General features: G+C 73.1%; 20 protein-coding genes and 2 pseudogenes. 11 read left to right on the top strand and 11 right to left on the bottom strand.

The window, feature by feature from the left end; translation table 11 throughout:
* Positions 1-41 precede the first annotated feature (41 nt).
* Genes ACZ6A9_RS20750 through ACZ6A9_RS20760 form a run of 3 tightly spaced genes read right to left on the bottom strand, consistent with a single transcriptional unit; the run spans position 42 to position 3,183 of the window.
* A complete protein-coding gene (locus ACZ6A9_RS20750) occupies positions 42-839 on the bottom strand; it encodes a sugar phosphate isomerase/epimerase family protein (protein ID WP_468987812.1) in 798 nt (265 codons plus the stop codon).
* A gap of 35 nt (positions 840-874) precedes the next feature.
* Entirely contained in the window at positions 875-2,029 is a 1,155-nt protein-coding gene (locus ACZ6A9_RS20755) for a dihydrodipicolinate synthase family protein (RefSeq protein ID WP_468987504.1), read from the bottom strand.
* The gene (locus tag ACZ6A9_RS20760) at positions 2,026-3,183 is read right to left on the bottom strand and encodes a Gfo/Idh/MocA family protein (RefSeq protein WP_468987506.1); all 1,158 of its coding nucleotides are present in this window, start codon (positions 3,181-3,183) and stop codon (positions 2,026-2,028) included. The genes ACZ6A9_RS20755 and ACZ6A9_RS20760 overlap by 4 nt, the downstream gene beginning before the upstream one ends.
* 249 nt (positions 3,184-3,432) lie before the next feature.
* Here ACZ6A9_RS20760 and ACZ6A9_RS20765 point away from each other — a divergent pair, with 249 nt between their 5' ends.
* Both ACZ6A9_RS20765 and ACZ6A9_RS20770 read left to right on the top strand, forming a co-directional pair.
* On the top strand, positions 3,433-4,479 hold the full coding sequence (locus ACZ6A9_RS20765) for a LacI family DNA-binding transcriptional regulator (RefSeq protein ID WP_468987508.1): 1,047 nt from the start codon (positions 3,433-3,435) through the stop codon (positions 4,477-4,479).
* 389 nt (positions 4,480-4,868) lie between these two features.
* Positions 4,869-5,666, top strand: coding sequence for a sugar phosphate isomerase/epimerase family protein (locus ACZ6A9_RS20770; RefSeq protein WP_468987509.1), 798 nt, complete (start codon positions 4,869-4,871; stop codon positions 5,664-5,666).
* A 60-nt stretch (positions 5,667-5,726) separates the two neighbouring features.
* On the opposite strand, the gene ACZ6A9_RS20775 is transcribed toward ACZ6A9_RS20770, so the two are convergent.
* On the bottom strand, positions 5,727-6,491 hold the full coding sequence (locus tag ACZ6A9_RS20775) for a LysR family substrate-binding domain-containing protein (protein WP_468987510.1): 765 nt from the start codon (positions 6,489-6,491) through the stop codon (positions 5,727-5,729).
* A gap of 5 nt (positions 6,492-6,496) precedes the next feature.
* Between ACZ6A9_RS20775 and ACZ6A9_RS20780 the strand changes: the two are divergent.
* Positions 6,497-6,745 (top strand): annotated as a pseudogene (locus tag ACZ6A9_RS20780) (cupin domain-containing protein); the annotation flags it as partial.
* 60 nt (positions 6,746-6,805) lie between these two features.
* On the opposite strand, the gene ACZ6A9_RS20785 reads toward ACZ6A9_RS20780, so the two are convergent.
* Positions 6,806-7,735, bottom strand: a complete 930-nt coding sequence (locus tag ACZ6A9_RS20785; protein WP_468987512.1) for an EamA family transporter — start codon at positions 7,733-7,735, stop codon at positions 6,806-6,808.
* Between the two features lie 145 nt (positions 7,736-7,880).
* Here ACZ6A9_RS20785 and ACZ6A9_RS20790 point away from each other — a divergent pair, with 145 nt between their 5' ends.
* The 4 genes from ACZ6A9_RS20790 (at position 7,881) to ACZ6A9_RS20805 (ending at position 11,940) form a co-directional block, all read left to right on the top strand.
* Positions 7,881-8,798, top strand: a complete 918-nt coding sequence (locus ACZ6A9_RS20790) for a LysR family transcriptional regulator (RefSeq protein ID WP_468987513.1) — start codon at positions 7,881-7,883, stop codon at positions 8,796-8,798.
* Between the two features lie 319 nt (positions 8,799-9,117).
* Positions 9,118-10,953: a glycoside hydrolase family 3 protein gene (locus ACZ6A9_RS20795; protein WP_468987514.1), complete on the top strand. Its 1,836-nt coding sequence runs from the start codon at positions 9,118-9,120 to the stop codon at positions 10,951-10,953.
* Between the two features lie 52 nt (positions 10,954-11,005).
* A complete protein-coding gene (locus tag ACZ6A9_RS20800; protein ID WP_468987515.1) occupies positions 11,006-11,152 on the top strand; it encodes a hypothetical protein in 147 nt (48 codons plus the stop codon).
* Between the two features lie 167 nt (positions 11,153-11,319).
* Positions 11,320-11,940, top strand: a complete 621-nt coding sequence (locus tag ACZ6A9_RS20805) for a hypothetical protein (protein WP_468987516.1) — start codon at positions 11,320-11,322, stop codon at positions 11,938-11,940.
* Positions 11,941-11,953: 13 nt separating this feature from the next.
* Here ACZ6A9_RS20805 and ACZ6A9_RS20810 read toward each other — a convergent pair whose 3' ends face one another.
* From ACZ6A9_RS20810 to ACZ6A9_RS20820, 3 genes are all read right to left on the bottom strand, one after another.
* Complete coding sequence (locus ACZ6A9_RS20810) at positions 11,954-13,387, bottom strand: S28 family serine protease (protein ID WP_468987517.1); 1,434 nt, start codon at positions 13,385-13,387, stop codon at positions 11,954-11,956.
* A 96-nt stretch (positions 13,388-13,483) separates the two neighbouring features.
* Entirely contained in the window at positions 13,484-13,870 is a 387-nt protein-coding gene (locus ACZ6A9_RS20815) for a hypothetical protein (RefSeq protein ID WP_468987519.1), read from the bottom strand.
* A gap of 93 nt (positions 13,871-13,963) precedes the next feature.
* Entirely contained in the window at positions 13,964-17,671 is a 3,708-nt protein-coding gene (locus tag ACZ6A9_RS20820) for an ABC transporter ATP-binding protein (RefSeq protein ID WP_468987520.1), read from the bottom strand.
* Positions 17,672-17,885: 214 nt separating this feature from the next.
* Between ACZ6A9_RS20820 and ACZ6A9_RS20825 the strand changes: the two genes are divergently transcribed.
* The 3 genes from ACZ6A9_RS20825 (at position 17,886) to ACZ6A9_RS20835 (ending at position 20,317) form a co-directional block, all read left to right on the top strand.
* A complete protein-coding gene (locus ACZ6A9_RS20825) occupies positions 17,886-18,710 on the top strand; it encodes an endonuclease I family protein (protein WP_468987521.1) in 825 nt (274 codons plus the stop codon).
* 209 nt (positions 18,711-18,919) lie between these two features.
* Positions 18,920-19,276 carry a peptidase inhibitor family I36 protein gene (locus ACZ6A9_RS20830; protein WP_355926433.1) on the top strand — a complete coding sequence of 119 codons (357 nt, stop codon included), beginning with the start codon at positions 18,920-18,922 and terminating at the stop codon, positions 19,274-19,276.
* 537 nt (positions 19,277-19,813) lie between these two features.
* A complete protein-coding gene (locus ACZ6A9_RS20835) occupies positions 19,814-20,317 on the top strand; it encodes an MmyB family transcriptional regulator (RefSeq protein ID WP_468987522.1) in 504 nt (167 codons plus the stop codon).
* Here ACZ6A9_RS20835 and ACZ6A9_RS20840 read toward each other — a convergent pair.
* Positions 20,285-20,521 (bottom strand): annotated as a pseudogene (locus tag ACZ6A9_RS20840) (hypothetical protein); the annotation flags it as partial. The gene ACZ6A9_RS20835 and the pseudogene ACZ6A9_RS20840 overlap by 33 nt on opposite strands.
* Positions 20,522-20,819: 298 nt before the next feature.
* Between ACZ6A9_RS20840 and ACZ6A9_RS20845 the strand changes: the two are divergent.
* Positions 20,820-21,419: a TetR/AcrR family transcriptional regulator gene (locus ACZ6A9_RS20845; protein ID WP_468987524.1), complete on the top strand. Its 600-nt coding sequence runs from the start codon at positions 20,820-20,822 to the stop codon at positions 21,417-21,419.
* A 247-nt stretch (positions 21,420-21,666) separates the two neighbouring features.
* Here ACZ6A9_RS20845 and ACZ6A9_RS20850 read toward each other — a convergent pair whose 3' ends face one another.
* Together ACZ6A9_RS20850 and speB are read right to left on the bottom strand one after the other, a co-directional pair.
* Positions 21,667-23,367 carry a thiamine pyrophosphate-binding protein gene (locus ACZ6A9_RS20850; RefSeq protein ID WP_468987526.1) on the bottom strand — a complete coding sequence of 567 codons (1,701 nt, stop codon included), beginning with the start codon at positions 23,365-23,367 and terminating at the stop codon, positions 21,667-21,669.
* Positions 23,364-24,332 carry an agmatinase gene (speB, locus tag ACZ6A9_RS20855; protein ID WP_468987528.1) on the bottom strand — a complete coding sequence of 323 codons (969 nt, stop codon included), beginning with the start codon at positions 24,330-24,332 and terminating at the stop codon, positions 23,364-23,366. The genes ACZ6A9_RS20850 and speB overlap by 4 nt, the downstream gene beginning before the upstream one ends.
* Positions 24,333-24,400: the final 68 nt, after the last annotated feature.

Consider the following 24,400-nt stretch of genomic DNA (forward strand, 5'->3'; position numbering starts at 1 on the left):
ACGGTCCGCGGAAAATCCTCCGACCGGCTTCCCGGCAGGTGTCACCCCGTGTGTTCCACGAACCGTGCCGCCGTCTCCGCCAGGACCTCGCGGCCGTCCCGCGCCCACAGGACGTCGTTGAACAGTTCGACCTCGATGGGCCCGGTGTAGCCGGCCGCCTCGACGTGGCCCTGCCACTCGCGCATGTCGATCGCGCCGTCGCCGATCTGGCCGCGGCCGTTGAGGACGCCCTCGGGCAGCGGGGTGGTCCAGTCGGCGAGCTGGAAGGTGTGGATGCGGCCCTGGGCGCCCGCGCGGGCGATCTGCGCGGGCGCGGTGTCGTCCCACCAGATGTGGTACGTGTCGACGGTGACGCCGACCTGGTGGGCGGGGAAGCGTTCGGCGAGGTCGAGGGCCTGGGCGAGGGTGGAGACCACGCAGCGGTCGGAGGCGAACATGGGGTGCAGCGGTTCGATGGCCAGCCGCACCCCGTGTTCCTCGGCGTAGGGGCCGAGTTCGGCGAGCGCGTCCGCGATGCGTTCCCGGGCGCCGCGCAGGTCCCTGGAGCCGGTCGGGAGTCCGCCGGAGACCAGGACGAGGGTGTCGGTGCCGAGGGTGGCGGCCTCGTCGACGGCGCGGCGGTTGTCGGCCAGGGCGGCGGCCCGCTCGGCCGGTCCGGTCGCGGTGAGGAAGCCGCCGCGGCACAGCGTCGTCACCGTGAGGCCCGCGTCCCGGACCAGTTTCGCGGCCGCGTCGAGCCCGTACTCCCGGACGGGCTCGCGCCACAGGCCGACGCCCGGCACCCCCAGGTCACGGCAGGCGTCGACGAGTTCCGGCAGCGAGAGCTGCCTGACCGTCATCTGGTTGATGCTGAAGCGGGCGAGGCCGGCGGCGGTCACGGGGTCACTCCGTACAGGTGCAGCAGGGTCCGCATGCGGTCCTCGGCGAGCTTGGGGTCGGGGAACAGGCCGAGGGTGTCGGCGAGTTCGTAGGCGCGGGCGAAGTGGGGCAGGGAGCGGGCCGACTGGAGGCCGCCGACCATCGTGAAGTGGCTCTGGTGACCGGCCAGCCAGGCGAGGAAGACCACGCCCGTCTTGTAGAAGCGGGTGGGGGCCTGGAAGAGGTGGCGGGAGAGTTCGACCGTGGGGTCGAGGAGGGCGCGGAAGCCGTCCGTGTCCCCGGTGTCGAGGACGCGGACCGCCTCGGCGGCGAGCGGGCCGAGCGGGTCGAAGATGCCGAGCAGGGCGTGGCTGAAGCCCTGCGCGTCGCCCGCGATCAGCTCGGGGTAGTGGAAGTCGTCGCCGGTGTAGCAGCGCACGCCCTTCGGGAGGCGGCGGCGCAGGTCGACCTCGCGCTGGGCGTCGAGGAGGGAGACCTTGATGCCGTCGACCTTGTCGGGGTGGGCGGCGATGACGTCCAGGAAGGTGTCGGTGGCCGCGTCGAGGTCGGCGGAGCCCCAGTAGCCCTCCAGCGCGGGGTCGAACATCGGGCCGAGCCAGTGCAGGATCACCGGTTCGGTGGTCTGGCGCAGGAGGTGGCCGTAGACGTCCAGGTAGTCGTCGGGGCCCTGGGCGGCCGCGGCGAGGGCGCGGGAGGCCATGAGGATGGCCTGGGCGCCGGACTCCTCGACGACGGCGAGCTGCTCCTCGTAGGCGGCGCGGACCTCGGCGAGGGTGCCCGCGGTGAGCTGGTCGGTGCCGACGCCGCAGGCGATGCGGCCGCCGGCCGCCTTCGCCTCGGCGGCGGAGCGGCGGATCAGCTCGGCCGCGCCCGCCCAGTCCAGGCCCATGCCGCGCTGGGCGGTGTCCATGGCCTCGGCGACGCCCAGGCCGTGCGACCACAGGTGGCGGCGGAAGGCGAGGGTGGCGTCCCAGTCGACGGCGGCCGGTGAGTCGGGGGACACGTCCGCGTACGGGTCGGCGACGACGTGCGCCGCCGAGAAGACCGTACGGGAGGTGAAAGCGCTTCCGGGGGCGACGGCCGTCCGGGGTTCGGCGCGGGGTTCGTAGGCGCGCAGGGTGCCGTCGGCGCCGGGCAGGTGGAGGGTCACAGCGCGATCTCCGGGACGTCGAGGCGGCGGCCCTCGGCGGAGGACTTCAGGCCCAGTTCGGCGAGCTGGACGCCGCGGGCGCCGGCCAGCAGGTCCCAGTGGTAGGGGGTGCCGGTGTAGACGTGCTTGAGGAACAGCTCCCACTGGGCCTTGAAGCCGTTGTCGAACTCGCCGTTGTCGGGGACCTCCTGCCACTGGTCGCGGAAGACCTCGGTGGCGGGGATGTCCGGGTTCCAGACCGGCTTGGGGGTGGCGGAGCGGTGCTGGACGCGGCAGTCGCGCAGGCCCGCGACGGCGGAGCCCTCGGTGCCGTCGACCTGGAACTCGACCAGTTCGTCGCGGTTGACGCGGACCGCCCAGGAGGAGTTGATCTGGGCGACGGCGCCGCCGTCGAGCTCGAAGACGCCGTAGGCGGCGTCGTCGGCGGTGGCGTCGTAGGGCTTGCCGTTCTCGTCCCAGCGCTGCGGGATGTGGGTGGCGGTGAGGGCCTGGACGGACTTCACCCGGCCGAACAGCTCGTGCAGGACGTACTCCCAGTGCGGGAACATGTCGACGACGATGCCGCCGCCGTCCTCGGCGCGGTAGTTCCAGGAGGGACGCTGGGCGTCCTGCCAGTCGCCCTCGAAGACCCAGTAGCCGAACTCGCCGCGCACGGACAGGATCCGGCCGAAGAAGCCACCGTCGATGAGGCGCTTCAGCTTGAGCAGGCCCGGGAGGAAGAGCTTGTCCTGCACGACGCCGTGCCTGATGCCGGCCGCGTTCGCGAGGCGGGCGAGTTCCAGGGCGCCGTCGAGGCCGGTGGCGGTGGGCTTCTCGGTGTAGACGTGCTTGCCGGCCGCGATCGCCTTCTTGAGGGCGTCCTCGCGGGCGGAGGTCACCTGGGCGTCGAAGTAGAGGTCGACGCTGTCGTCGGCGAGGACGGCGTCCAGGTCGGTGGAGACGTGGTCGGGGTCGAGGCCGTGGCGTTCGGCGAGCGCCTTCAGCGCGTGCTCGCGGCGGCCGACGAGGACCGGCTCCGGCCACAGCACGGTGCCGTCGCCGAGGTCGAGTCCGCCCTGCTCGCGCAGGGCCAGGATGGAGCGGACCAGGTGCTGGCGGTAGCCCATGCGCCCGGTCACACCGTTCATGGCGATTCGCACCGTCTTGCGTGTCACGTCGTTCCCTTCGTACGCGGTCCGCGCGCCGCGTACGCCCCACCCGTCACGCGGCGGGAGCCGTCGCGGGTCGGGTGACTGGTGAACGTCACAGCAAGCGCTTTCTATGTATGGAGAAGTTAGCCTCTGAACGGCGTCGCGGACAAGACCACCGTGCGGCCCGACTTGTTCGAGGGGGCGAACAAACGGGCGTGGCGCCGTAGGGTCTGCTCGGAACGACGACGAAGACGCGCGACCGGAGGACGAGACATGACGGTGACCCTGGCGGACGTGGCGGCGCGCGCCCAGGTCTCACCCGCGACGGTGTCGCGCGTGCTCAACGGGAACTACCCCGTGGCCGCGTCCACCCGCGAACGGGTGCTGAAGGCCGTGGACGAACTGGACTACGTGCTCAACGGACCCGCGAGCGCGCTCGCCGCCGCCACGTCCGACCTGGTCGGCATCCTGGTGAACGACATCGCCGACCCGTTCTTCGGGATCATGGCGAGCGCCATCCAGGGGGAGATCGGAGGGCCCGGCGGGCGCGCGGGCGGGGAGAGACTCGCGGTCGTGTGCAACACGGGGGGCTCGCCCGAGCGTGAACTGACCTACCTCACGCTGCTCCAGCGGCAGCGGGCGGCGGCGGTGGTGCTGACCGGCGGCGCGATCGAGGACGCGCCGCACAAGGCGGCGACCGACGCGAAGCTGCGGAAGCTGGCGGACGCCGGGACGCGGGTGGTGCTGTGCGGCCGGCCGCAGGCACCGGACACCGGGGCGGTCGCGCTGACCTTCGACAACCGGGGCGGCGGACAGGAACTCACCGAGCACCTCATCGGGTTGGGGCACCGGCGGCTCGGCTACATCGCCGGCCCGATGGAGCGGACGACGACCCGGCACCGGCTCGAAGGGCACCGGGCCGCGCTGGCCGCGCACGGGATCGAGGAGGACGCCCGGTGGACCGTGCACGGGCAGTACGACCGGCGCTCGGGATACGAGGCCACGCTCGAACTGCTGCGCCGTGACCCGTCGTTGACGGCCGTCGTCGCCGCGAACGACTCCGTCGCGCTGGGGGCGTGCGCGGCGCTGCGGGACTCCGGGCGGCGGATCCCGGACGACGTGTCGGTCGCCGGCTTCGACGATCTGCCGTTCAGCATCGACGTGGTGCCGGCGCTGACGACGGTCCGGCTGCCGCTGGCGGAGGCGGGGGCGCGGGCGGGGCGGATCGCCATGGGGCGGGAGGAGGCGCCGCCCGGGGGGATCGCGGTGGTGCGGGGGGAGTTGATGGTGCGGGGGTCCGCGGCGGGGCCGCGGGGGTGAACGGGCCGGCCCGGCGGGGACTGGTGTTCACCGCCGGGTGCGGGTGGGGTGTGGCCGGCCGCGCAGTTCCCCGCGCCCCTGAAGGGGGGCGGCCGGCGGCGCCCTCCGGGAACCGGGGCCTTTGCGGGGCTATGGCGGGCCGGTGGAGACAGTCGGGCGCGGCCCGTCCTCGGGCGGCGGTGACACGTCCGCTGTCGGGTGCGGGTGGGGTGTGGCTGGTCGCGCAGTTCCCCGCGCCCCTGAGGGGGTGACGGTTCTGCGGCGTCATCCGGGGACCGGGGACCTTTCGGGGCTGGGGGTGGTCGGGGGTTTCCCGTTCCTCGGAGGGGTGACGTGACGGAGTAACGAGGAGGAGTCGACCTGGCCGGTCGCGGGTAGTGTCCGAATGTATGAAGCTGGCGTTCTCCACCCTCGGTGTCCCCGGCCTGCCCCTCACCGACGTGCTGGGTCTCGCGACCGCGCACGGCTACCACGGTGTCGAGCTGCGCGCCCACGCGGAGGAACCCCTCCATCCCGGCCTCACTCCCGAGCAACGTGCCGATGTCGCCGCCGCGTTCAAGGCGGCCGGCGTCGAGGTCCTGGGCCTGGCGGGTGACGTCCGGGTCGCCGCGCCAGGTGAGGACGACGCCGTCGTCGGCGAGATCCGGGCCCTCCTCGACCTCGCCCGGGACATCGGCGCGCCCTTCGTCCGGGTCTTCCCCGGCGGCAGCGGGGAGAGCCCCGAGGAGGCGGACGCGACGGCCGCCCGGCGGCTGGGCACGGCCGCCGAGTACGCGGGCGACGTGGGCGTACGGATCCTGCTGGAGACCCACGACTCGCACCCCACCGGCGCCGACGCGATGCGGGTGCTGGGTCTGGTCGGGCACCGGCAGGTGGGCGCCCTGTGGGACGTGATGCACACCTGGCTCGGCGGCGAGCAGCCCGTGGAGAGCTTCGCGGCGCTCTCGCCCCACCTCGGCTACGTCCAGGTGAAGGACATCGCCTCCGCCGACGACACCACCCCGCTGCGGCTCGGCGCGGGGGTGCTGCCGCTGACGGACGTGGTGGAGGTGCTGTCCCGGCACAACTGGGACGGGTGGCTGTGCTGGGAGTACGAGAAGCGCTGGTACGCGGACGCGGAGGATCTCGGAGGGCTGCTCACGCCCGGGCGGGAGCATCTGGTGCGGCTGCTGAACGAGTCGGCGTGAGCGTGCGGGGGATGCCGGTCGTCTGCTGCCGCTGAGCAGCGGGGCGGCCCGCCCCTGCCCTCACCGCGGGTGCCGCGGTTCCGGCTCGTGGCCGTGGATCAGACGGTCGGCGGCCTCCACGAAGGAGCGGACGCGCGCGGTGCGGCCGTCGGCCGGCCGGACCAGGGCCCACTCGAGGGCCGGGGCGTCACTGATGGGGAGGTAGGCGATGTCGGGGCGCGGGTAGTAGCGGCGCGTGTGGGCGCCCGCGGGGAGGGTGCCCTGCCCGGCGCCGACGAGGGTGAGGGCCTCCTGGAACGTCTCCGCCGTCGGCCCCTCGGTGACGGCAGGGGCGTCGGCCCGGCGGAGCGGGAGGAGGGTCGTGTGCCCCGGGAGCCGCACCAGCGGGACGCGCGTCAGGTCTGCGGCGCGGACGCTCTCCCTGCGGGTGAAGGGGTGGCCCAGGGGGACCGCGAGCACGTGCGCCTCGCGTATCAGGACCGCACCGTGGGTCAGGTCGGGGTCGTCGACGGGCAGGGTCGTCAGTCCGAGGTCGCTCTCGCCCGCACGGATGCGCGGCAGCATCTGGTGGGCCTGCGTCTCCTGGATGCGCACCTCGCACTCGGGCGACTGCCCACGGAAGAGCTGTGCCACACCGGCCAGGAGCTGCGCGCCGGCGGCGCTGACGAAGGCGACGCGCAGCGCGCCGGTCAGGCCGCGTCCCGTCTCGATCGCGCGCTGGACCGCGGCTCCCACGTCGTCCCAGGCGGGCCGGAGCTCGTCGTGCAGCTGCTGCCCGACCGCGGTGAGGGAGACGTGACGGCTGGTGCGGTGGAACAGGGGCACGCCTCCTGGAGGCGGGCGACTTCCTGGCGGTGCCGCCGCACACCCCGCACGCCTTCGCCGCGGCGCCCGGCTGTGAGGCCGACGTGCTGTTCGTGTTCACGCCGGGCATGGGACGCTTCGACTACCTGCGCCTGCTGGGCCGGGTGATGCGCGGCGAGGCGGACGGCAAGGAGATCGCCGAGTCCGCGGAGCGGTTCGACAACCACTACGTCGACAGCCCCGTCTGGCGCTCCGCCCTGGAGTCGTCGGCGTGATCGGCCCCGGTGTCCCTGTGCGGCGCGCCCGTCCGTCGCGGGACCTCGCCGCCGCCGTGCTCACCCGCCGACCGGGGAGCCCTCGGAGCGCGTCGCCGCGGGCGGTACGGGTTCCGCGGCCGGCACCGCCGGCGGCCGGCGGAACGTCACCGACGCCAGGGCCACCCCGCCCACCAGCAGGGCCGCCGCCCACCACCGCAGCGGGGTCATGGACTCGCCCAGGAACAGGGCGGCCGAGGACATGCCGAACACCGGGACGAGGAGGGAGAAGGGTGCGACCGTGGACGCGGGGTGGCGGCGCAGCAGCCAGCCCCAGGCGCCGAAGCCGAAGACCGTGGCGCCCCAGGCGACGAAGAGGACCGTGCCCGCGCCCTGCCTGTCCAGGGAGCGCAGCGCGTCGAGGTCGGCCGACGGGCCCTCGACGAGCAGGGAGAGGGCGAGGAGGGGGAGGACCGGGACGGTGCTCACCCAGATCATGAAGTTCAGGGCGTCCGGGGGCGCCGCCTTGCGGGTGAGGATGTTGGAGACGCCCCAGCAGGCGGCCGCCGCGACGACCAGGGTGAAGCCGAGCAGCGGTCCGGAGGTGCCCTCGTCGACCGCCGCCACGCCGATCCCGGCCAGGGCCACCACCATGCCGGCCAGACGGATGCGGGAGGGGCGTTCACCGAGGAGCGCGAAGGCGAACAGGGCCGTGAACACCGCCTGGATCTGGAGCACCAGGGAGGACAGCCCGCCCGGCATCCCCGCGTTCATGCCGACGAAGAGCAGGCCGAACTTGGCCACCCCCAGCGCCAGTCCCACGCCCACGATCCACTTCCACGCCACCGTGGGCCGGCCCACGAGGAACACCGCGGGCAGGGCGGCGACGAGGAAGCGCAGCGCGGAGAAGAGCAGCGGCGGGAAGTGGTCGAGCCCGACCTCGATGACGGTGAAGTTCACTCCCCACACGGCGGTGACGAGGACGGCGAGCAGTACGTGGGCGGGTCGCATACGTCGAGGATCACCGCCCGGCACACTTCAGCACCAGCGACGATTCCTGCATGGTTGGATGAAGCACCGCTAACCGGTACGCCTCGGTGACCGGTGAAGTACCACTCGCCCGTAAAACACCGCCGACCGACGGGGAGCCGCCGTCATGCTCGACCTGCAGCGTCTGCGCGCCCTGCACGCAGTCTCGGTGCACGGCACGGTCGGTGCCGCCGCCGCGGCGCTCGGGTACACGTCCTCCGCCGTGTCCCAGCAGATCGCCAAACTGGAGCGGGAGACGCGGACGGTGCTGCTGGAGCGGGAGGGCCGGGGCGTACGGCTGACGGACGAGGCGCACCAGCTGGTGCGGGCCGCGCGGGAGCTGATCGCGATCGTGGAGCGGGCGGAGACCGAGCTGGAGGAGCGGCGCGGAGTGCCGGCCGGGCGGCTGACCGTCGCCGCGTTCGCGTCGGCGGCGCGCGGGCTGATGCCGGCCGTCCTCGCCGATCTGGCCCGCCGGCATCCGGCGCTCGACACCCGGCTGACCGAGATCGACCCCCACCTCTCCGTGGACCTGGTCGCCAAGGGCGCCGTGGACCTGGTGATCGCGCACGACTGGGACATCGCGCCGCTGCCCGCCCCGGCGGGGGTGGAGCAGACGGTCATCGGGGACGACCTGTGCGACCTGCTCGTCCCCGAGGGGCATCCGTTCGCGGGGCGCACGGGGGTGCGGCGGGAGGAGCTGGGCGGCGAGCGGTGGATCTGCCAGCCGCCGGGCCGGGTCTGCCACGAGTGGCTGGTGCGCACCCTGCGCGCGGCCGGGCACGAGCCGGAGATCGTCCACCAGGCGGACGAGAACCCCACCCTGGTCGCCCTGGTCGCGGCCGGGCTGGGCATCGCGCTGATCCCCCGGCTGGGACGCGGCCCGCTGCCCGCCGGGGTGGTGGAGGTGCCGCTCGACCCCATGCCCGTACGACGGCTCTACGCGCTGTGGCGCACGGGGGCGGCCCGCCGGCCGGCGATCGCGGAAACGGTCCGCACCCTGGGCGCGCACTGGCCGGCGGTCTCCGCCCACACGCCCCGCTGACCACCCCCCCCTCCCCCGTCCCGACTTCGGGGACCGGGGCCCCGGCAGGGAACCCGCCGCGGCCCGCGTCCGTCCCATCGGCGCGCTGCCGGACGCGTCCGACGCGGTGCGGTGCCGGCCCTCGCCGCCCCCGCGGTCGCCGGCCCACCCTCTCCACCGCACCACGCCCGGCAGCGCGCCGTCATCGGCGCGCCCCCTCCCGCCGCGCCGATGACGGCCCCTCACCGGTTGTTGCGCATTCCCTTGACTGGCAGAAACTTCCCGGATATTGGTGACCTCCTGGCAGTTTCCTTCAAGGATGTCTCCCAAAGGAGCGCACGTGCCCGACAGCAGCACGGGAAGCACCGCACGTCCGTCCAGACGTACCGTCCTCGCCGCGACGGCGGGCGTCACCACCGCCCTGGCGGCCGGGGGGACCGCCCACGCGGCCACCGGCGCCCCCCGCCACGACGACGACAAGCTGCGCGCCCTCATCTCCCGCATGACGCTGGAGGAGAAGGTCGGCCAGCTGTTCGTGATGCGGGTCTACGGCCACTCCGCCACCGACCCGGACCAGGCGGACATCGACGCCAACCTCGCGGAGATCGGCGTCCGCACGGCCGCCGAGCTGCTCGCCACGTACCGGGTCGGCGGCATCATCTACTTCGCCTGGGCGCACAACACCCGCGCCCCGCACCAGATCGCGGACCTGTCCAACGGCATCCAGAAGGCCTCCCTCGGCCTGCCGCGCGGCCTTCCCGTGCTGATCTCCACCGACCAGGAGCACGGCATCGTGGCCCGCGTCGGCGAGCCCGCGACCCTGTTCCCGGGGGCGATGGCCGTGGGAGCGGGCGGATCCCGCTCCGACGCGCGCAACCTGGGCCGGATCGCCGGCCGGGAGCTCCGCGCCCTGGGCATCCGGCAGAACTACTCCCCCGTGGCCGACGTGAACGTCAACCCGGCCAACCCCGTCATCGGCGTCCGCTCCTTCGGCTCCGACCCCGCGTCCGTCGCCGGGCTCGTCGCGGCCGAGGTCAAGGGCTACGAGTCGGCCGGAGTGGCCGCCACGGCCAAGCACTTCCCCGGGCACGGCGACACGGTCACCGACAGCCACGAGGCGCTGCCGTGGATCCACCACACCCGCGAGGAGTGGGAGGAGCTGGACGCGCCGCCGTTCCGTGCGGCGGTCGCCGCGGGCATCGACTCCCTCATGACCGCGCACATCGTCGTCCCCGCGCTCGACCCCTCCGAGGACCCGGCCACCCTCTCCCGTCCGATCCTGACCGGGATCCTCCGCGAGGAACTGGGCTACGACGGCGTCGTGGTGACCGACTCCCTCGGCATGGAGGGCGTCCGCACCAAGTACGGCGACGACCGGGTGCCGGTGCTGGCGCTCAAGGCCGGCGTGGACCAGCTGCTCAACCCGCCGTCCCTGGACGTCGCCTGGAACGCGGTCCTGCGGGCCGTGCGGGACGGCGAACTGACGGAGTCCCGGCTCGACGAATCGATCCTGCGCGTGCTGCGGCTGAAGGCCCGCCTGGGCCTGTTCGACGACCCGTACGTCAGCCACGCGGGCGTCGACCGCACCGTCGGCACCCGGTCGCACCTGGCCGCCGCCGACCGGATCGCCGAGCACGGCACCACCCTGCTGGTCAACGAGGGCGGTCTGCTGCCGCTGTCCCGGCGCCGGACGCCCAAGGTGCTGGTGGTCGGCGCCGACCCGGCCTCCCCGTCCGGCACCACGGGCCCGCCCACCGGGGTGCTCGCGGACGCCCTGACCGAGCTGGGCTTCACCGCCACCGCCCTGTCCACCGGCACGGCGCCCTCCGCGGCGACGATCGCCAGGGCCGTGGCGGCGGCGCAGGACGCGGACGCGGTGGTCGTGGGGACGTACAACGTCACTGCCTCCAGCAGCCAGAAGACGCTCGCCGAGCAGCTGCTGGCGACCGGGAAGCCGGTCGTCGCGGTGGCGATCCGCAACCCCTACGACGTGGCCCACCTGCCCGGCATGAAGGCGTTCCTGGCGTCGTACTCCTGGACCGACGTCGAACTCCGCGCGGCGGTCCGGGTGATCGCCGGCACGGTCCGCCCGCGCGGCAAGCTGCCGGTGCCGGTGCAGCGCGCGGACGACCCGGCGACGGTGCTCCACCCGGTCGGGTACGGGCTGACGTACTAGGAGCGGCCGACGGCACGTCACCCCCACGCCGGACGTGGGGGTGACGTGCCCCATGGAATGCCTGCCGCGCATCGCGACCTTCACCATGGAGTCGCTCCAATACGACTGGATGGACGGCGAGATCAGCTGGATGATCAGCCGCGACGACCTTCGCGCCGGCCGTTTTCCGACAAAGGCCGCGCTCCACCGGTTGGGCTGACACCGGCGGCTCGCGCACACGTTCCGCTCCTCCCCAGGGGGGCGTAGACCCCGGTACGTCACCCGCGCGGAGCGACCCACCCCATGTGGGCGAACAATTCCGCATGTCCGGCGTGTCCCGGGATCGACCGGTCAGACTGGACCGGTGGGTCTTCCAGGGGGATGACGATGCGCGTGAGCGGGTGGCGGACGCGGGCCGTGTGCGCCGTGACGGGTGCGGTGCTGCTCGCCGGGTGCCAGGAGGCACCCGACGGGGAGGGGGACCGCACGGCGGCCGTGGCGTCGCCCGTGCGGCCGACCGGCTACGGGGCGGTGTTCCTCGCGGTCGACGAGTGCAGTTCCTTCGGCCGGACCAGCTTCACCGAGATCTCCTGCGCCAGTGAACGGGCGGCGGCCCGGGTCGTCGCCCGCCACGACGGGACGGCGCGGGACGGGCCGCGCTGCCCGGCGACCACGGACTTCGTGCTGCACATCAGCGAACAGCGCCCCTCCTCCGACGAGGACGGCGACGGTGCGGTGCCGCAGGGCTACGCCTGCATGCGCCACCTCCAGCCGCCGCACCCCGGGGACCCCGGCGGCGGGGGCGGGCCGCGCACCATCGTCGGCGACTGCGTCCACGAGCTCGGCGACGGCAAGGTCCGCGAGACCGCCTGCGACGGCAGCGGCGAGGAGCAACCGGAGTTCGAGGTGACGAGGGCCGTGGCCACCCGGGCCGAGTGCCCGGCGTCCACGGCCCTCTACGTCCGGCTCGGCGGGACCACACCGGTGGGCTGCGCCCGCCCGGTGTAGTCCCGCACGGGACCTACGGGCGCAGCGTGCGCTGCCGCTCGACGTCCCGCTTGTCCAGCTTGGCGTCGAACGTCGCCAGCGGCTTCGCCGCCGCCGGGTTCTCCCGCACCGCCGCCGGGGCGACGCCCGCCCAGTCGAGGATGCGGGCCGTCGCGAACGCCTTCTCCCCGGCCACCAGACCGGCCACGTTCGCTCCGTGGTTCATGCCGGGCGCGGTGAACACGTAGGAGTCACGCGCGCCGTGTCCGACACGGAACGGCTCGGCGCCCCACGGGTCGTTCTCGCCGTACACGAACAGCATCTGCCGGGCGTTGTGGCGGACCCAGGTGTCGACGTCCCGCATGGCCGACGGCTCGAACCTCATGTCGATCGAGCGGGGCACGAAGTTGCGCGGCGGCTGGTAGCCGTAGCGGATGTACTTCTTCTCGATGTGCGGGAAGTGGATCGTCGGCGCGCCCAGCTGCGTACCCGCCTGGTAGTAGTACGGCGTGTACGGGCTCAGGCCCTGGTCCGTGTAGAACGAGAAGCCGGAGATCGTGTCGACCGAGGTCCAGATCTCCTCGTCGGTGGCGTTCTTCGCGTCCGCCGGGATGTCCTGGCAGTCGGCGACGGTGCTGTACTGCCAGAAGCCCCACACGTAGTCCAGGACGACGGCTTCGTAGGCCCGGTCCAGGCTGCCGATGGTGTCGAAGGTGTAGCCGTTCTCGGCGGCGACCGCCGCGTACTTCTCCTTCAGCGGCGCCCGGCGCACCAGCGCCTCGCGCTGCACGCCGTTCAGGCGGTCGCGGCACTCCTTGGTGCCGACGCCCGCGAAGAAGCGGTCGTAGGCGGAATCCTCCTTGTTCACCACGTCGTTGGGGGCGACGTAGGCGACCACGCCGTCCATGTCGCGCGGGTAGAAGCGCTCGTAGTAGGTGGCGGTCATGCCGCCCTTGGAGCCGCCGGTGGAGATCCAGTTCTCGCTGTAGATCTTCTTCAGCGCCGTGAAGATGCGGTGCTGGTCGCTGGCGGCCTGCCAGATGTCCAGCTTCGACCAGTCGGCCGGCTCGGGCCGGGACGGCGTGAAGAAGCGGTACTCCATGGAGACCTGGTTGCCGTCCACGATCTGCGTCGGCTCGGAGCGGCGCGGAGTCGTGGAGACGCTGTAGCCGCCGGTGTGGAAGACGGTCGGCCGCGCGGTGTCCTTGTGCAGCACGGTGATCCGCTGCTGGAACGTGCCCTTGGAGGGCCTGCGGTGGTCGACCGGCTGGGTGTAGTTGAGGACGAAGAAGCGGTACCCGGTGTACGGCTTCTCCTCGATCAGGCTCATGCCCGGAACGGAGAGCAGCCTCTCCTTGATGTCAGTGGTGCCGGTGGCCTCCGGCTCGGCGGCGGTGGCCGCCCCGGCCGTACTCAGTGTGCCTATGAGCACCGTGAGCGCCAGCAGCCATCTGAGCGCCTTGCGCATGCGCACTCCCCTGTGAGACAGATGTGCGCCGGAAGCTATCGGACCAACTCGTCACAGCAACAGGGGACATAGGGATATCCCTCGGTCGGCGCGGCGTCAGCAGAGGATCCAGCCGGAGCTGACGGAGCCCGCCCCGACGCTGCCCTTCACCCACACGCAGCGGCGGCCGGCGTGCACGGTCACCGGGCCCGCGTGGTACTTGAAGCGGCCCTCGTCGACGACCGGCCGGCCCCCGCGCGCCCGCACGCTCACCGACATCTTCCGCTTGACGCCCTGCTTCTTGGCGACGGTGACGGCACACACGTAGCCGCCCCGCTTGTAGACCTCCACGGACCCGGTCGTGAACGGCAGGGTGCGCACCTTGCGGCCCGGGCACTGCGCGGCGGCGTGCGCGTCACCCGGCGCGGCGACGGCGAGGAGCCCCGCGGTGGTCAACACCGCGAGGCCCGTCGCGAGGTGCCGGCGTATCGCTGAACTGCCCACGGTCGTCCTCCCGTACCGCGCCTTCCGCGCCAGGCGGCGTACGGGAGTACGGACGCGGGACGTAGGGCCGATGGTTGCTCGCGCGGCGGCCGTTCACGCCGGTGCCGGTACGTCCTGACCGACGAACGTCCGCCACAGCGCCGCGTACCTGCCGCCGAGGCGGAGCAGTTCCTCGTGGGTGCCGTCCTCCGCGACCCGGCCGTGGTCCATGACGATCACCCGGTCGGCGCGGGCCGCCGTGGTCAGGCGGTGGGCGACGACCAGGGTGGTGCGGCGCCCGGCCAGCCGGTCGGTCGCCTGGTTGACCTGCGCCTCGGTGGCGAGGTCCAGCGCGGCGGTGGCCTCGTCGAGCAGCAGGACGTCCGGGTCGACCAGTTCGGCGCGGGCCAGGGCGATCAGCTGGCGCTGTCCGGCGGAGAGGTTGCGGCCGCGCTCGGCGACCTGGTGCAGGTAGCCGCCCTCCAGTGTGGCGATCATCTCGTGCGCGCCGACCGCGCGGGCCGCCGCCTCCACCTCGGCGTCGGAGGCGTCCGGGCGGCCGTAGGCGATGGCGTCGCGGACGGTGCCGGGGAAGAGGTACGCCTCCTGCGGTACGACCCCGAGCCGGTGCCGGTAGGCGGTGAGGTCCAGGTCCCTGAGGTCCGTGCCGTCGGCGGTGACCCGCCCGCCCGTGGGGTCGTAGAACCGGGCGACCAGCTTCACCAGGGTGGACTTGCCCGCGCCGGTCTCGCCGACGAAGGCGACGGTCTGCCCGGCGGGGATGGTGAGGTCGATGCCGTCGAGCGCCTCCTCGCCGTCCCCGTACGCGAAGTGCACGTCCTCGAAGGCGATCTCGCCGCGCAGGGAGGTGACGGGGAGCGGCTTGTCGGCCTGGCGGGTGGAGGTGGGCTCCCGCAGCAGCTCCTGGATGCGGCCCAGCGAGACGGACGCCTGCTGGTAGCCGTCGAAGACCTGGGAGAGCTGCTGCACGGGCGCGAAGAACAGGTCGATGTACAGCAGGTACGCCACCAGCGAGCCGATCGCCAGCGTCCCGTCGTCGACCCGGCCCCCGCCGACGACGAGCACCGCCACGACGGCGAACGAGGACAGCAGCTGGACGAACGGGAAGTACACCGAGATCAGCCACTGGCCCCGTATGCGGGCGCTGCGGTAGTCGGCGCTGCGCTCGGCGAACCGCCGCCCGCCGTCCCGCTCGCGGCGGAACGCCTGCACGATCCGCAGCCCGGACATCGACTCCTGCAGATCGGCGTTGACTCCCGAGACCCGTTCACGGGCCAGTTCGTACGCCTTCACACTGGCCCGGCGGAAGAAGTACGTGCCGACGATCAGCGGGGGCAGGGTGGCGAAGACGACGAGGGCGAGCTCGATGTCGATGACCAGCAGGGCTCCCATGATGCCGAAGAAGGTGACCACGGAGACGAACGCCGTGACCAGGCCGGTCTGCAGGAACGTCGACAACGCGTCGACATCGGTCGTCATCCGGGTCGTGATCCGGCCGGTCAGCTCGCGCTCGTAGTAGTCCAGGCCGAGCCGCTGGAGCTGGGCGAAGATCTTCAGCCGCAGCGCGTAGAGGATGCGTTCGCCGGTGCGGCCGGTCATCCGGATCTCGCCGGTCTGCGCGGACCACTGGACGAGCACGGTGAGCAGGCCCAGCAGGGCGGCCGCCCAGACCGCGCCGAGGGCCGCCCGGGTGACGCCCTGGTCGATGCCGTGCCGGATCAGCACCGGCAGCAGCAGGCCCATGCCGGCGTCCACGGCGACCAGGGCCAGGCTGATGAGCAGGGGCGTGCGGAAGCCGCGCAGGAGGCGGCGCAGCCCGTAGGAGTCCTCGGGGCGCACCGCGCGGGCCTCGTCGACGTCGGGGACGTCGTCGGCCGGGGGCAGTGCCGCCACCTGGGCGAGGAGTTCCGGGGTGGCCGGGGCGCCGGCGAGGGCGGTGTCCCGGGGTTCGCGGTCGCCGGTCCACAGCCTGGGGGTGACGCCGCGCTCGGCGTCGAACTCGGCGTCGAGTTCCTCGCGGACGGAGGTGTCGTCCTCTTGCGGCCCGGCGGGCGGGGTGTGGCCCGGGGAGACGGCGCCCAGCTCGTCGGGGTCGGTGAGCAGACGGCGGTAGAGGGAGGAGCGGCGTTGGAGCTCCTCGTGGGTGCCGAGGTCGGCGAGCCGGCCGCCGTCGAGGACGGCGATGCGGTCGGCGAGGTTGAGGGTGGAGCGGCGGTGGGCGATCAGCAGCGTCGTACGGCCGCGCATGACGCTCTTGAGCGCCTCGTGGATCTCGTGCTCGACGCGGGCGTCCACGGCGGAGGTCGCGTCGTCCAGGATCAGCAGCCGGGGGTCGGTGAGGATCGCCCGGGCGAGGGCGACGCGCTGGCGCTGGCCGCCGGAGAGGGTCAGTCCGTGCTCGCCGACGGTGGTGTCGTAGCCGTCGGGGAGCTCGGCGATGAACCGGTCGGCCTGGGCGGCGCGGGCGGCGGCGGTGATCTGCTCGTCGGTGGCGTCGGGGCGGCCGTAGGCGATGTTGGCGCGGACGGTGTCGGAGAAGAGGAAGGAGTCCTCGGGGACCAGCCCGATCGCGGCGCGCAGCGACTCGGTGGTCAGTTCGCGCACGTCGTGGCCGCCGACGAGGACGGCGCCGTGGGTGACGTCGTAGAAGCGCGGCAGGAGCAGGGAGACGGTGGACTTGCCGGAGCCGGAGGCGCCGACGACGGCGAGGGTCTCGCCGGGGCGGATGTCGAAGGACAGGCCGTCCAGGACCGGCCGGTCGGGGTCGTAGCCGAAGGAGACGTCGTCGAACTCGACGGTCGCAGGGGCGTCGGCGGGCAGTTCCCTGGTGCCGTCGGTGAGGGACGGCTCGGTGTCGATCAGCTCCAGGACGCGTTCGGTGCCGGCCCGGGCCTGCTGGCCGACGGTGAGGACGACGGCGAGCATGCGGACCGGGCCGACGAGCTGGGCGAGGTAGGTGGAGAAGGCGACGAAGGTGCCCAGGGTGATGTGCCCGTCCACCGCGAGCCAGCCGCCGAGCGCCAGCATCACCACCTGGCCGAGCGCGGGCACGGCCTGGAGGGCGGGGGTGTAGCGGGAGTTCAGCCGGACGGTGCGCAGCCGTCCCGCGAACAGCCGCCGGCCGACCTCGCGCAGCTTGCCGGTCTCCTGCTCCTCCTGTCCGAAGCCCTTCACCACGCGCACGCCGCCGACCGCGCCGTCGACCACGCCGGCCACGGCGCCCGCCTGGGCCTGCGCGTACCAGGTGGAGGGGTGCAGCCGGGTGCGGCTGCGCCTGGCGATCCACCACAGGGCGGGGGCGACGGCGAGGGCGACGCCGGTGAGCGGCAGGGAGAGCCACGCCATGATGACCAGGGAGATCAGGAACAGCAGCAGGTTGCCGATGGTCATCGGCAGCATGAAGAGCAGGCCCTGGATCAGCTGGAGGTCGCTGGTGGCGCGTCCGACGACCTGCCCGGTGGACAGCTCGTCCTGGCGTCTGCCGTCGAGCCGGGTGATCGTGTCGTACATCTCGGTCCGCAGGTCGTGCTGGACGTCGAGGGCGAGCCGGCCGCCGTAGTAGCGGCGGACGTAGGTGAGGACGTAGACGACGAGCGCCGCGCCGATCAGCAGACCGGCCCAGGTCGCCATGGGCCTGGTCCCGTCGCCGATCACGTCGTCGATGATCACCTTGGTGATCAGCGGGACCAGCGCCATCACGGCCATGCCGCCGAGGGACGCCCCCAGGGCGAGGACCACGTCCCCCGGATGACGCCAGGCGTAGCCGGTCAGTCGCCGTGCCCATCCCCGTTGCGGTGTCACGCGGGTGCCCTCCGATCGTCCTGATCTGCCGCAAGGCACCAACGCGGCCGGCGGCGGATTTCATCCCTCCGCGACGTTCCGGGGAGCACGCGCCGAGTGTTGTGACAGGTTCTCGTCACGCAATCGCCACGTTCCCTCCACTCACCTGACCGCATGTGCATGTCACTCTCTCGGGTATCTCCCTTGTGCAACCCGCGTAGATCGGACACCCCACATGCTCGCGACACGCATACGCCCCCGACGCCGCACCGCGGTGGCGCTCGCCACGGCCGCCGTCCTCGCCGGCCTCACCACCCCCGCCCTGACCGCCGGCACGGCCACGGCCACCACCCCCGTGGCCACGGCGGCCACTTACGACGCCGCGTACTACGACGGCGCCGCCGGCAAGTCCGGCGAGGCCCTCAAGGACGCCCTCCACACGATCATCAGCGACCAGACCAAGCTGTCGTACTCGGCCGTCTGGAACGCCCTGAAGGTCACCGACCAGGACCCGAACAACAGCAACAACGTGATCCTGCTGTACTCGGGCATCTCCCGCAGCAAGTCCCTCAACGGCGGGGACACCGGCGACTGGAACCGCGAGCACGTGTGGGCCAAGTCCCACGGCGACTTCGGCACCTCCACCGGCCCCGGCACCGACATCCACCACCTGCGCCCCACGGACGTCCGGGTCAACTCGATCCGCGGCAACAAGGACTTCGACAACGGCGGCAGCGGCTTCACCGACAGCGGCGGCAGCCTCACCGACTCCGACTCCTTCGAGCCCCGCGACGCCGTCAAGGGCGACGTGGCCCGCATGATCTTCTACATGGCGGTCCGCTACGAGGGCGGCGACGGCTGGGCCGACCTGGAGGTCAACGGCCAGGTCAACAACGGCAGCAACCCCTACATGGGCAAGCTCTCCGTACTCAAGGCCTGGCACCAGGAGGACCCGCCGGACGCCTTCGAGCGGCGCCGCAACGACGTCATCCACGACTCCTACCAGCACAACCGCAACCCGTTCATCGACCACCCGGAGTGGGTCGAGTCGATCTGGTAGGCGCCGGGCGGGCGCCCCGGCTCCCTGCCCCCCGCGCGGACGGCGCCCACCGCCGGACGCGAGCACGCCGGCCACGCCCCCGGTTCGCTCCATCAGGTGGCATGGGCGACGATGCGGGCATATGGGGCGCGGTGTGCCCCGACCATGGAATCGCCCCGGCAGGTCGGCCGGGGCGATTCCCTGCGTCCACGACACCCCGCTGGAGAGCCGTGAAGACTCGTTCCTGGTCCCTCGCCGCCGCCCTCACCCTGACCGCGCTCCTGCTGCCCGCCCCGGCGGCGTCCGCCGCGCCCGCCGCGCCCCCGTCCTGCCCCGACGGATCGGTGTGCTTCTGGAGCAAGGAGGGCTTCGGCGGCGACTACTGGGAGTGGACCGCCCGCAGCGGCTACCGCGACATGCCGGCCGCTCTCCACGACCACGTCGGCTCCTTCGTCGCGAGCACCCGGGCCTGCTTCGTGAACTGGCAGCCGGTCGAAAAGCGGGACGTCTTCAACGGCGACTGGCGCTCCCGCTACCTCGGCGACTTCGGCGGCCGGATCGACGGGGTGGGCCCGGGCGGCTGCTGACCGGGCCGTACGCGCGCCCTTCACGGACGGCCTGCTGCCGGACAGGGGACCGCCCCTGTCCGCCCCCTGTCCGGCAGCAGTCCGGCAGCGGTCTCGCGCCGGACGAGGGCCGCCCGCCCGCCGTCCTCGCGCCGGACGGGAGCCGCCCGCCCGCCGCCCTCACGCCGGATAAGGCACCGCCTCGCGGGCCGTCCTCACGCCGGATAAGGCACCGCCTCGCGGGCCGAGCGCAGCGCCCCCGCCCACCAGGACAGCTGCTCCAGCAGCGTCTTGGCGTACTCCGGAGCCTGTGCGAGTCGAGCGGGGTGGCAGTCCTGCCAGGCCGAGCAGTACAGCGGGAAGGAGAGCCCGTCCCGGACGAATCGAGCAGGGCCGGGACCGCAACCCGTCGGTCGCCGTGCTGCACGCCCTCGGTGACGCGCTCGCCCTGAACACGGCGGAGCGCGAGCACCTGCGCTACCTCGCGAAGGCCACCGGCGACGAGTGCACCGCCCACCTCGGCCCCGAACCGGCGCGATTCGTGAGATCCGCCCGTCGGTGCCGGAGACCCTCCGCCTGCTGGAACCGGGCATCGTGGTGAGCAACCGGCTCGGCGACCTCCTCGCATGGACCGGCGCCCACGAGGCCGTCGCGGTCGGTACGGGGCTGCTGGAGAACGACGCCCCCCACCTCACCCGGTACGTCTTCACCGACGCGCGTGCGAAGACCTTCTTCACCGACTGGGAGTCCGTCGCCGACGAGCAGGCGTTCGACCTGTGGCGGGGACCGAGGGGGAGAACCCGGAGTGGCCGGCCACGGACCTCGCGCCCGCCGCCGGCCGAGTTCGCCCGGCGGCTGAACTCCCCCGTGGTGCCGCCGCACGGTGTAGTGCGGCTGGACCACCCGACCGGGGGTGCGCCCCGGCTGACCCGCGAGACACTCGAGTTCGCCTCGGACGCACAGCAGCTGCTCGTCCTGCTGCCCGCCGACGAGGAGACGGCCCTCGCCGTCGGCCGGCTGCGCGAGCGGTCACGTCACGGCAGGCTCCGGGCCATTTCGTGAGGCGGCCTGCTCAGGCCAGTTGCGCGGCGCGAACGTGAGCAGGACCGCGGGGAGGACGGCGACCGACGGGCCCGGGGCGGCCAGGACTTTCCAAGGGTCATGCTCCGGGGTCTCGGGGCTGGTGCGCGGGCCCGGGAGGCCGCAGGACTCCGCCCGGGCCATGTGGTCCGGTGCGGTCGGCTCCGTCGCCGTGGGCTCGCCGAAGGTGGGGCGCGGGGACCGTACGGAGCAGTCTCCTGACGGGGCAGTGTCCTGACGGATCAGGACATCGACGTCGCAGACGTGGTCCGGAAGTCCACCCCGTCGTCCGCCCTGGCATTCCCGTTCGGCCCGGAGGTGGTCTTCTCCGAGGCGGGGTGCGCGTCGTTCATCGCCGCCTTCCGTGACCCGTTCCCGCGGAATCCGTGAGCACAGCCGCCCCAACTGCCCGAATATCACTCATACGAGCGCCTAAGTGACATTCTTCGGCCGACTGCTCCCGGTTTTCGGCAAAGGTGCCTCCATGAGCCCGCACCCCGGCCCGAGCCCTCACAGCTCGGGACACGTGATCAACACCGTACGCACTCTGCTCCGCGCCGAGGGCCTGAACGTGCCCCTGTCCGCCATCGCCCGGAACTGCGGCACCACCCGCAACTTCCTGTACCGGAACTGGAGATCCGTCGGTGCGCTGCACCTGCACGCACTGCAGGCCGAACTCGCCGACGCCTTCGCCACGGCGGACCGTGCCTGCCCTGGTGACGGCACCGTCCCGGGCGTCATCACGCACCTGAAGGAGGTGGTCCGTACCGTGCGTCGCCACCCGACCACAGCTGCCATCGCCCGGTCGTCCCCCGCAGAGTTCGCGGCGGCACGCTCGGCGATCGACGGTCCGCTGGTGGGGATGGCGGTGGACCGGGTCAGCGATCTGCTCCACCCCCTCTGCCCGCACGGTGGAATCTGGGGTGACCGCGCCCTGGCATCCAGGCCCTGGAAGATCCTCTGGATCGCCCGCCCCGCCGCCCTCTGTCCCGAAGCCGTCGGCGACCGCCTCCGCGAAGACACCCTGGACAACGCCCTCGCCGAACTCCTCAGCGACCTGCTGGCACCCTGGGCGTCCGCGTGAGAACCTCGTAGCCCTTTGGCCCAGGAGCGACGAGGGGCAACCGCACCCGGCGAACAGCCGCTCCAGGGGGGCCTGTCCGTTGTGCGCAGGCTGACCGACCCGGAAGGGCAGCGGCTGCAGCAGACCGTGCGCCGGGGCAGCACCAGCACGGTGTGCTGTCGGCGGGCGGGTGCGCCCACGAGGCGCAGGTCGGGAGGAGGCCGGTAGGCCTTCGGCGAGCAGCGGGTCTCCGCGACCGGCGGGGGCGTCAGCCCGCGGTGGCCCGGTCCAGGTGGGTGGGGGCGAACATGCGCAGAAGGGCAGGAAGGACGACCACCGACGGGCCCCGGGTCGACAGGCTCTGTGTCAGGTCGTGCTCCAGGTTCTCGGGGCTGGTGCGCACGGCGGGGACGGCGAAGGACTCCGCCAGGGCCACGAAGTCCGGGCCGGTCAGGTCCGTCGCCGTGGCCTTTCCGAAGGCGTCGGTCATGTACTCGCGGAGGATGCCGTAGCCGCCGTCGTCGACGATCAGCCAGGTGACGTCCAGGTCGTGCTGGCGGGCGGTGGCAAGTTCAGCGATCGAGTAGAGGGCGCCGCCGTCGCCCGAGACGGCGAGGACCGGGCGGGTCGGGTCGGCGACCGCAGCGCCGAGGGCGGCCGGGAAGCCGTAGCCGAGGCCGCCGGCGCCCTGCGCGGAGTGCAGGTGGTTGGGCCCCATGGCGTCGAACGCGGACCAGGCCCAGTAGGTCAGGATCGTCATGTCCCAGAAGGACGGCGAGTCGGTGGGCAGGGCCCGGCGGACCGCCGTCAGCACCTGCTGTTCCAGGGTGAGGTCCTGGGCGGCGATGCGGGCGCGCACGCGGTCCAGCACCTCCCGCACACGCTCCGGGGCGCCCTGGTCCTCGCGCCGTTCCACCGTCTCCAGCAGCGCCTGGAGGGCGAGGCGGGCGTCGGCGTGGATGCCGAGGCCCGGGTGGTTGGACTCCAGCTTGCCGAGGTCTGCCTCGATCTGGATCACCCGGCCACGGGGCGTGAACGTGTGGTAGTTCGAGGAGAGTTCGCCGAGGCCGGAGCCGACGACGAGGAGGACGTCCGCGTCCTGGAGGAAGTCGGTGGTGTGGCGGTCCTCCAGCCAGGACTGGAGCGACAGCGGGTGCGTCCAGGGGAAGGCACCCTTGCCGCCGGGGGTGGTGACCACCGGGGCCTGGAGGCGCTCGGCGAGCTGTTTGAGCTTGCCGGAGGCGTCGGAGCGGACCACTCCCCCGCCCGCGACGATCGCCGGACGCTCGGCGTTGGCGAGCAGGTGCGCGGCGAGCGCCGTCAGCTCGGGGCGCGGCGGCAGCTCGTCCGGGGTGGCGTCCATCGCCGTCACCACCGGCAGGACCGTCTCCGCGAGAAGGACGTCCTGCGGGATCTCCACCCACACCGGCCCGTGCGGGACGGTCAGCGCCGACGTCCAGGCCTCCGTGATCGCGGAGGGGATCTGGGACGCCGTACGGACCGTGTACACGGACTTGACCACGCCGCGGAACGAGGCCGACTGGTCGGGGAGTTCGTGCAGGTGGCCGCGGCGTCCGCCGCCGAGGCCCGCCGTCGGGACCTGGCTGCAGATCGCCAGCACGGGAGCGGACGCCGCCGCCGCCTCCTGGAGCGCGGGCAGGGAGGTCAGCGCGCCCGGTCCGGTGGACAGCAGCAGCGGGGCGGCCTCGCCGGTGATCCGGCCGTAGGCGTCCGCCGCGAAGCCCGCGTTGTTCTCCATCCGCAGGCCGACGTAGCGCAGGCCGGAGCGGCGCAGGGCGTCGAACACGCCGAGGGCGTGCTGGCCGGGCAGACCGAAGACGGTGGTCGCGCCGAGCCCGGCCAGGGTCTCCACGACCAGGTCTCCGCCGGTGCGGCCCGGAGGCGGATTCAGGGCCGCCTCCGTCTGCGCGGCGGTCGGACGGAGCACCAGGTCGTGGTCGTGGGTCACTTCGCGCGGGCCTCTGCAATCTGGCGGGACATGATCGTGGTCAGCTCGTAGGCGGTGTGGGACGCGGCGACCGAGGTGATCTCCGCGTGATCGTACGCGGGCGCCACCTCGACGACATCCGCCGAGACCAGGTTGCAGGAGGCCAGTCCGCGCAGGATCTCCAGCAGCTCGCGGGAGGTCATGCCGCCGGCCTCGGGGGTGCCGGTGCCGGGGGCGTGGGCCGGGTCCAGGCAGTCGATGTCGATGGAGATGTACAGCGGACGGTCGCCGATGCGCTGGCGGAGCTGGTCGGCGACCTCGTCGGCGCCGCGCCGGTAGACGTCGGCGGAGGTGACGATGCCGAAGCCCATCTTCTCGTCGTCGGTGAGGTCCTGCTTGCCGTAGAGCGGGCCGCGCGTCCCGACGTGGGAGAGGGCGGAGGTGTCGAGGACGCCCTCCTCCACGGCCCGCCGGAACGGGGTGCCGTGGGTGTACTCGGCGCCGAAGTAGGTGTCCCAGGTGTCGAGGTGGGCGTCGAAGTGGAGCAGGGCCACGGGCCCGTGCTTCTTGGCGACGGAGCGCAGCAGCGGCAGGGCGATGGTGTGGTCGCCGCCGAGGGTCATCAGGCGGGCGCCGGTGCCGAGCAGGTCGTCGGCGGCGGCCTCGACGGTCTCCACGGCCTCGTTGATGTTGAACGGGTTCACGGCGATGTCGCCGCCGTCCGCGACCTGGGCGAGGGCGAAGGGGGAGGCGTCCTGCGCCGGATTGTAGGGGCGCAGCAGCCGGGACGCCTCGCGGATGGCGTTGCCGCCGAATCGGGCGCCCGGGCGGTAGGAGACGCCCGAGTCGAAGGGCACGCCGACGACGGCGACGTCCGCGCGGCCGACCTCGTCGAGGCGGGGCAGCCGGGCGAAGGTCGCGGGTCCGGCGTACCGCGGGACGCGGGAGGAGTCGACGGGGCCGCGGGGCGTCTCGCTGCTGCTCATGAGGGCATGCCTACTTTCCTGGTCTTCACCTTGCGCGCGTCCGCCCGGACGCGCGGGCCGCTGGTCTC

It is taken from the genome of Streptomyces sp. NPDC041124, from assembly GCF_055592385.1.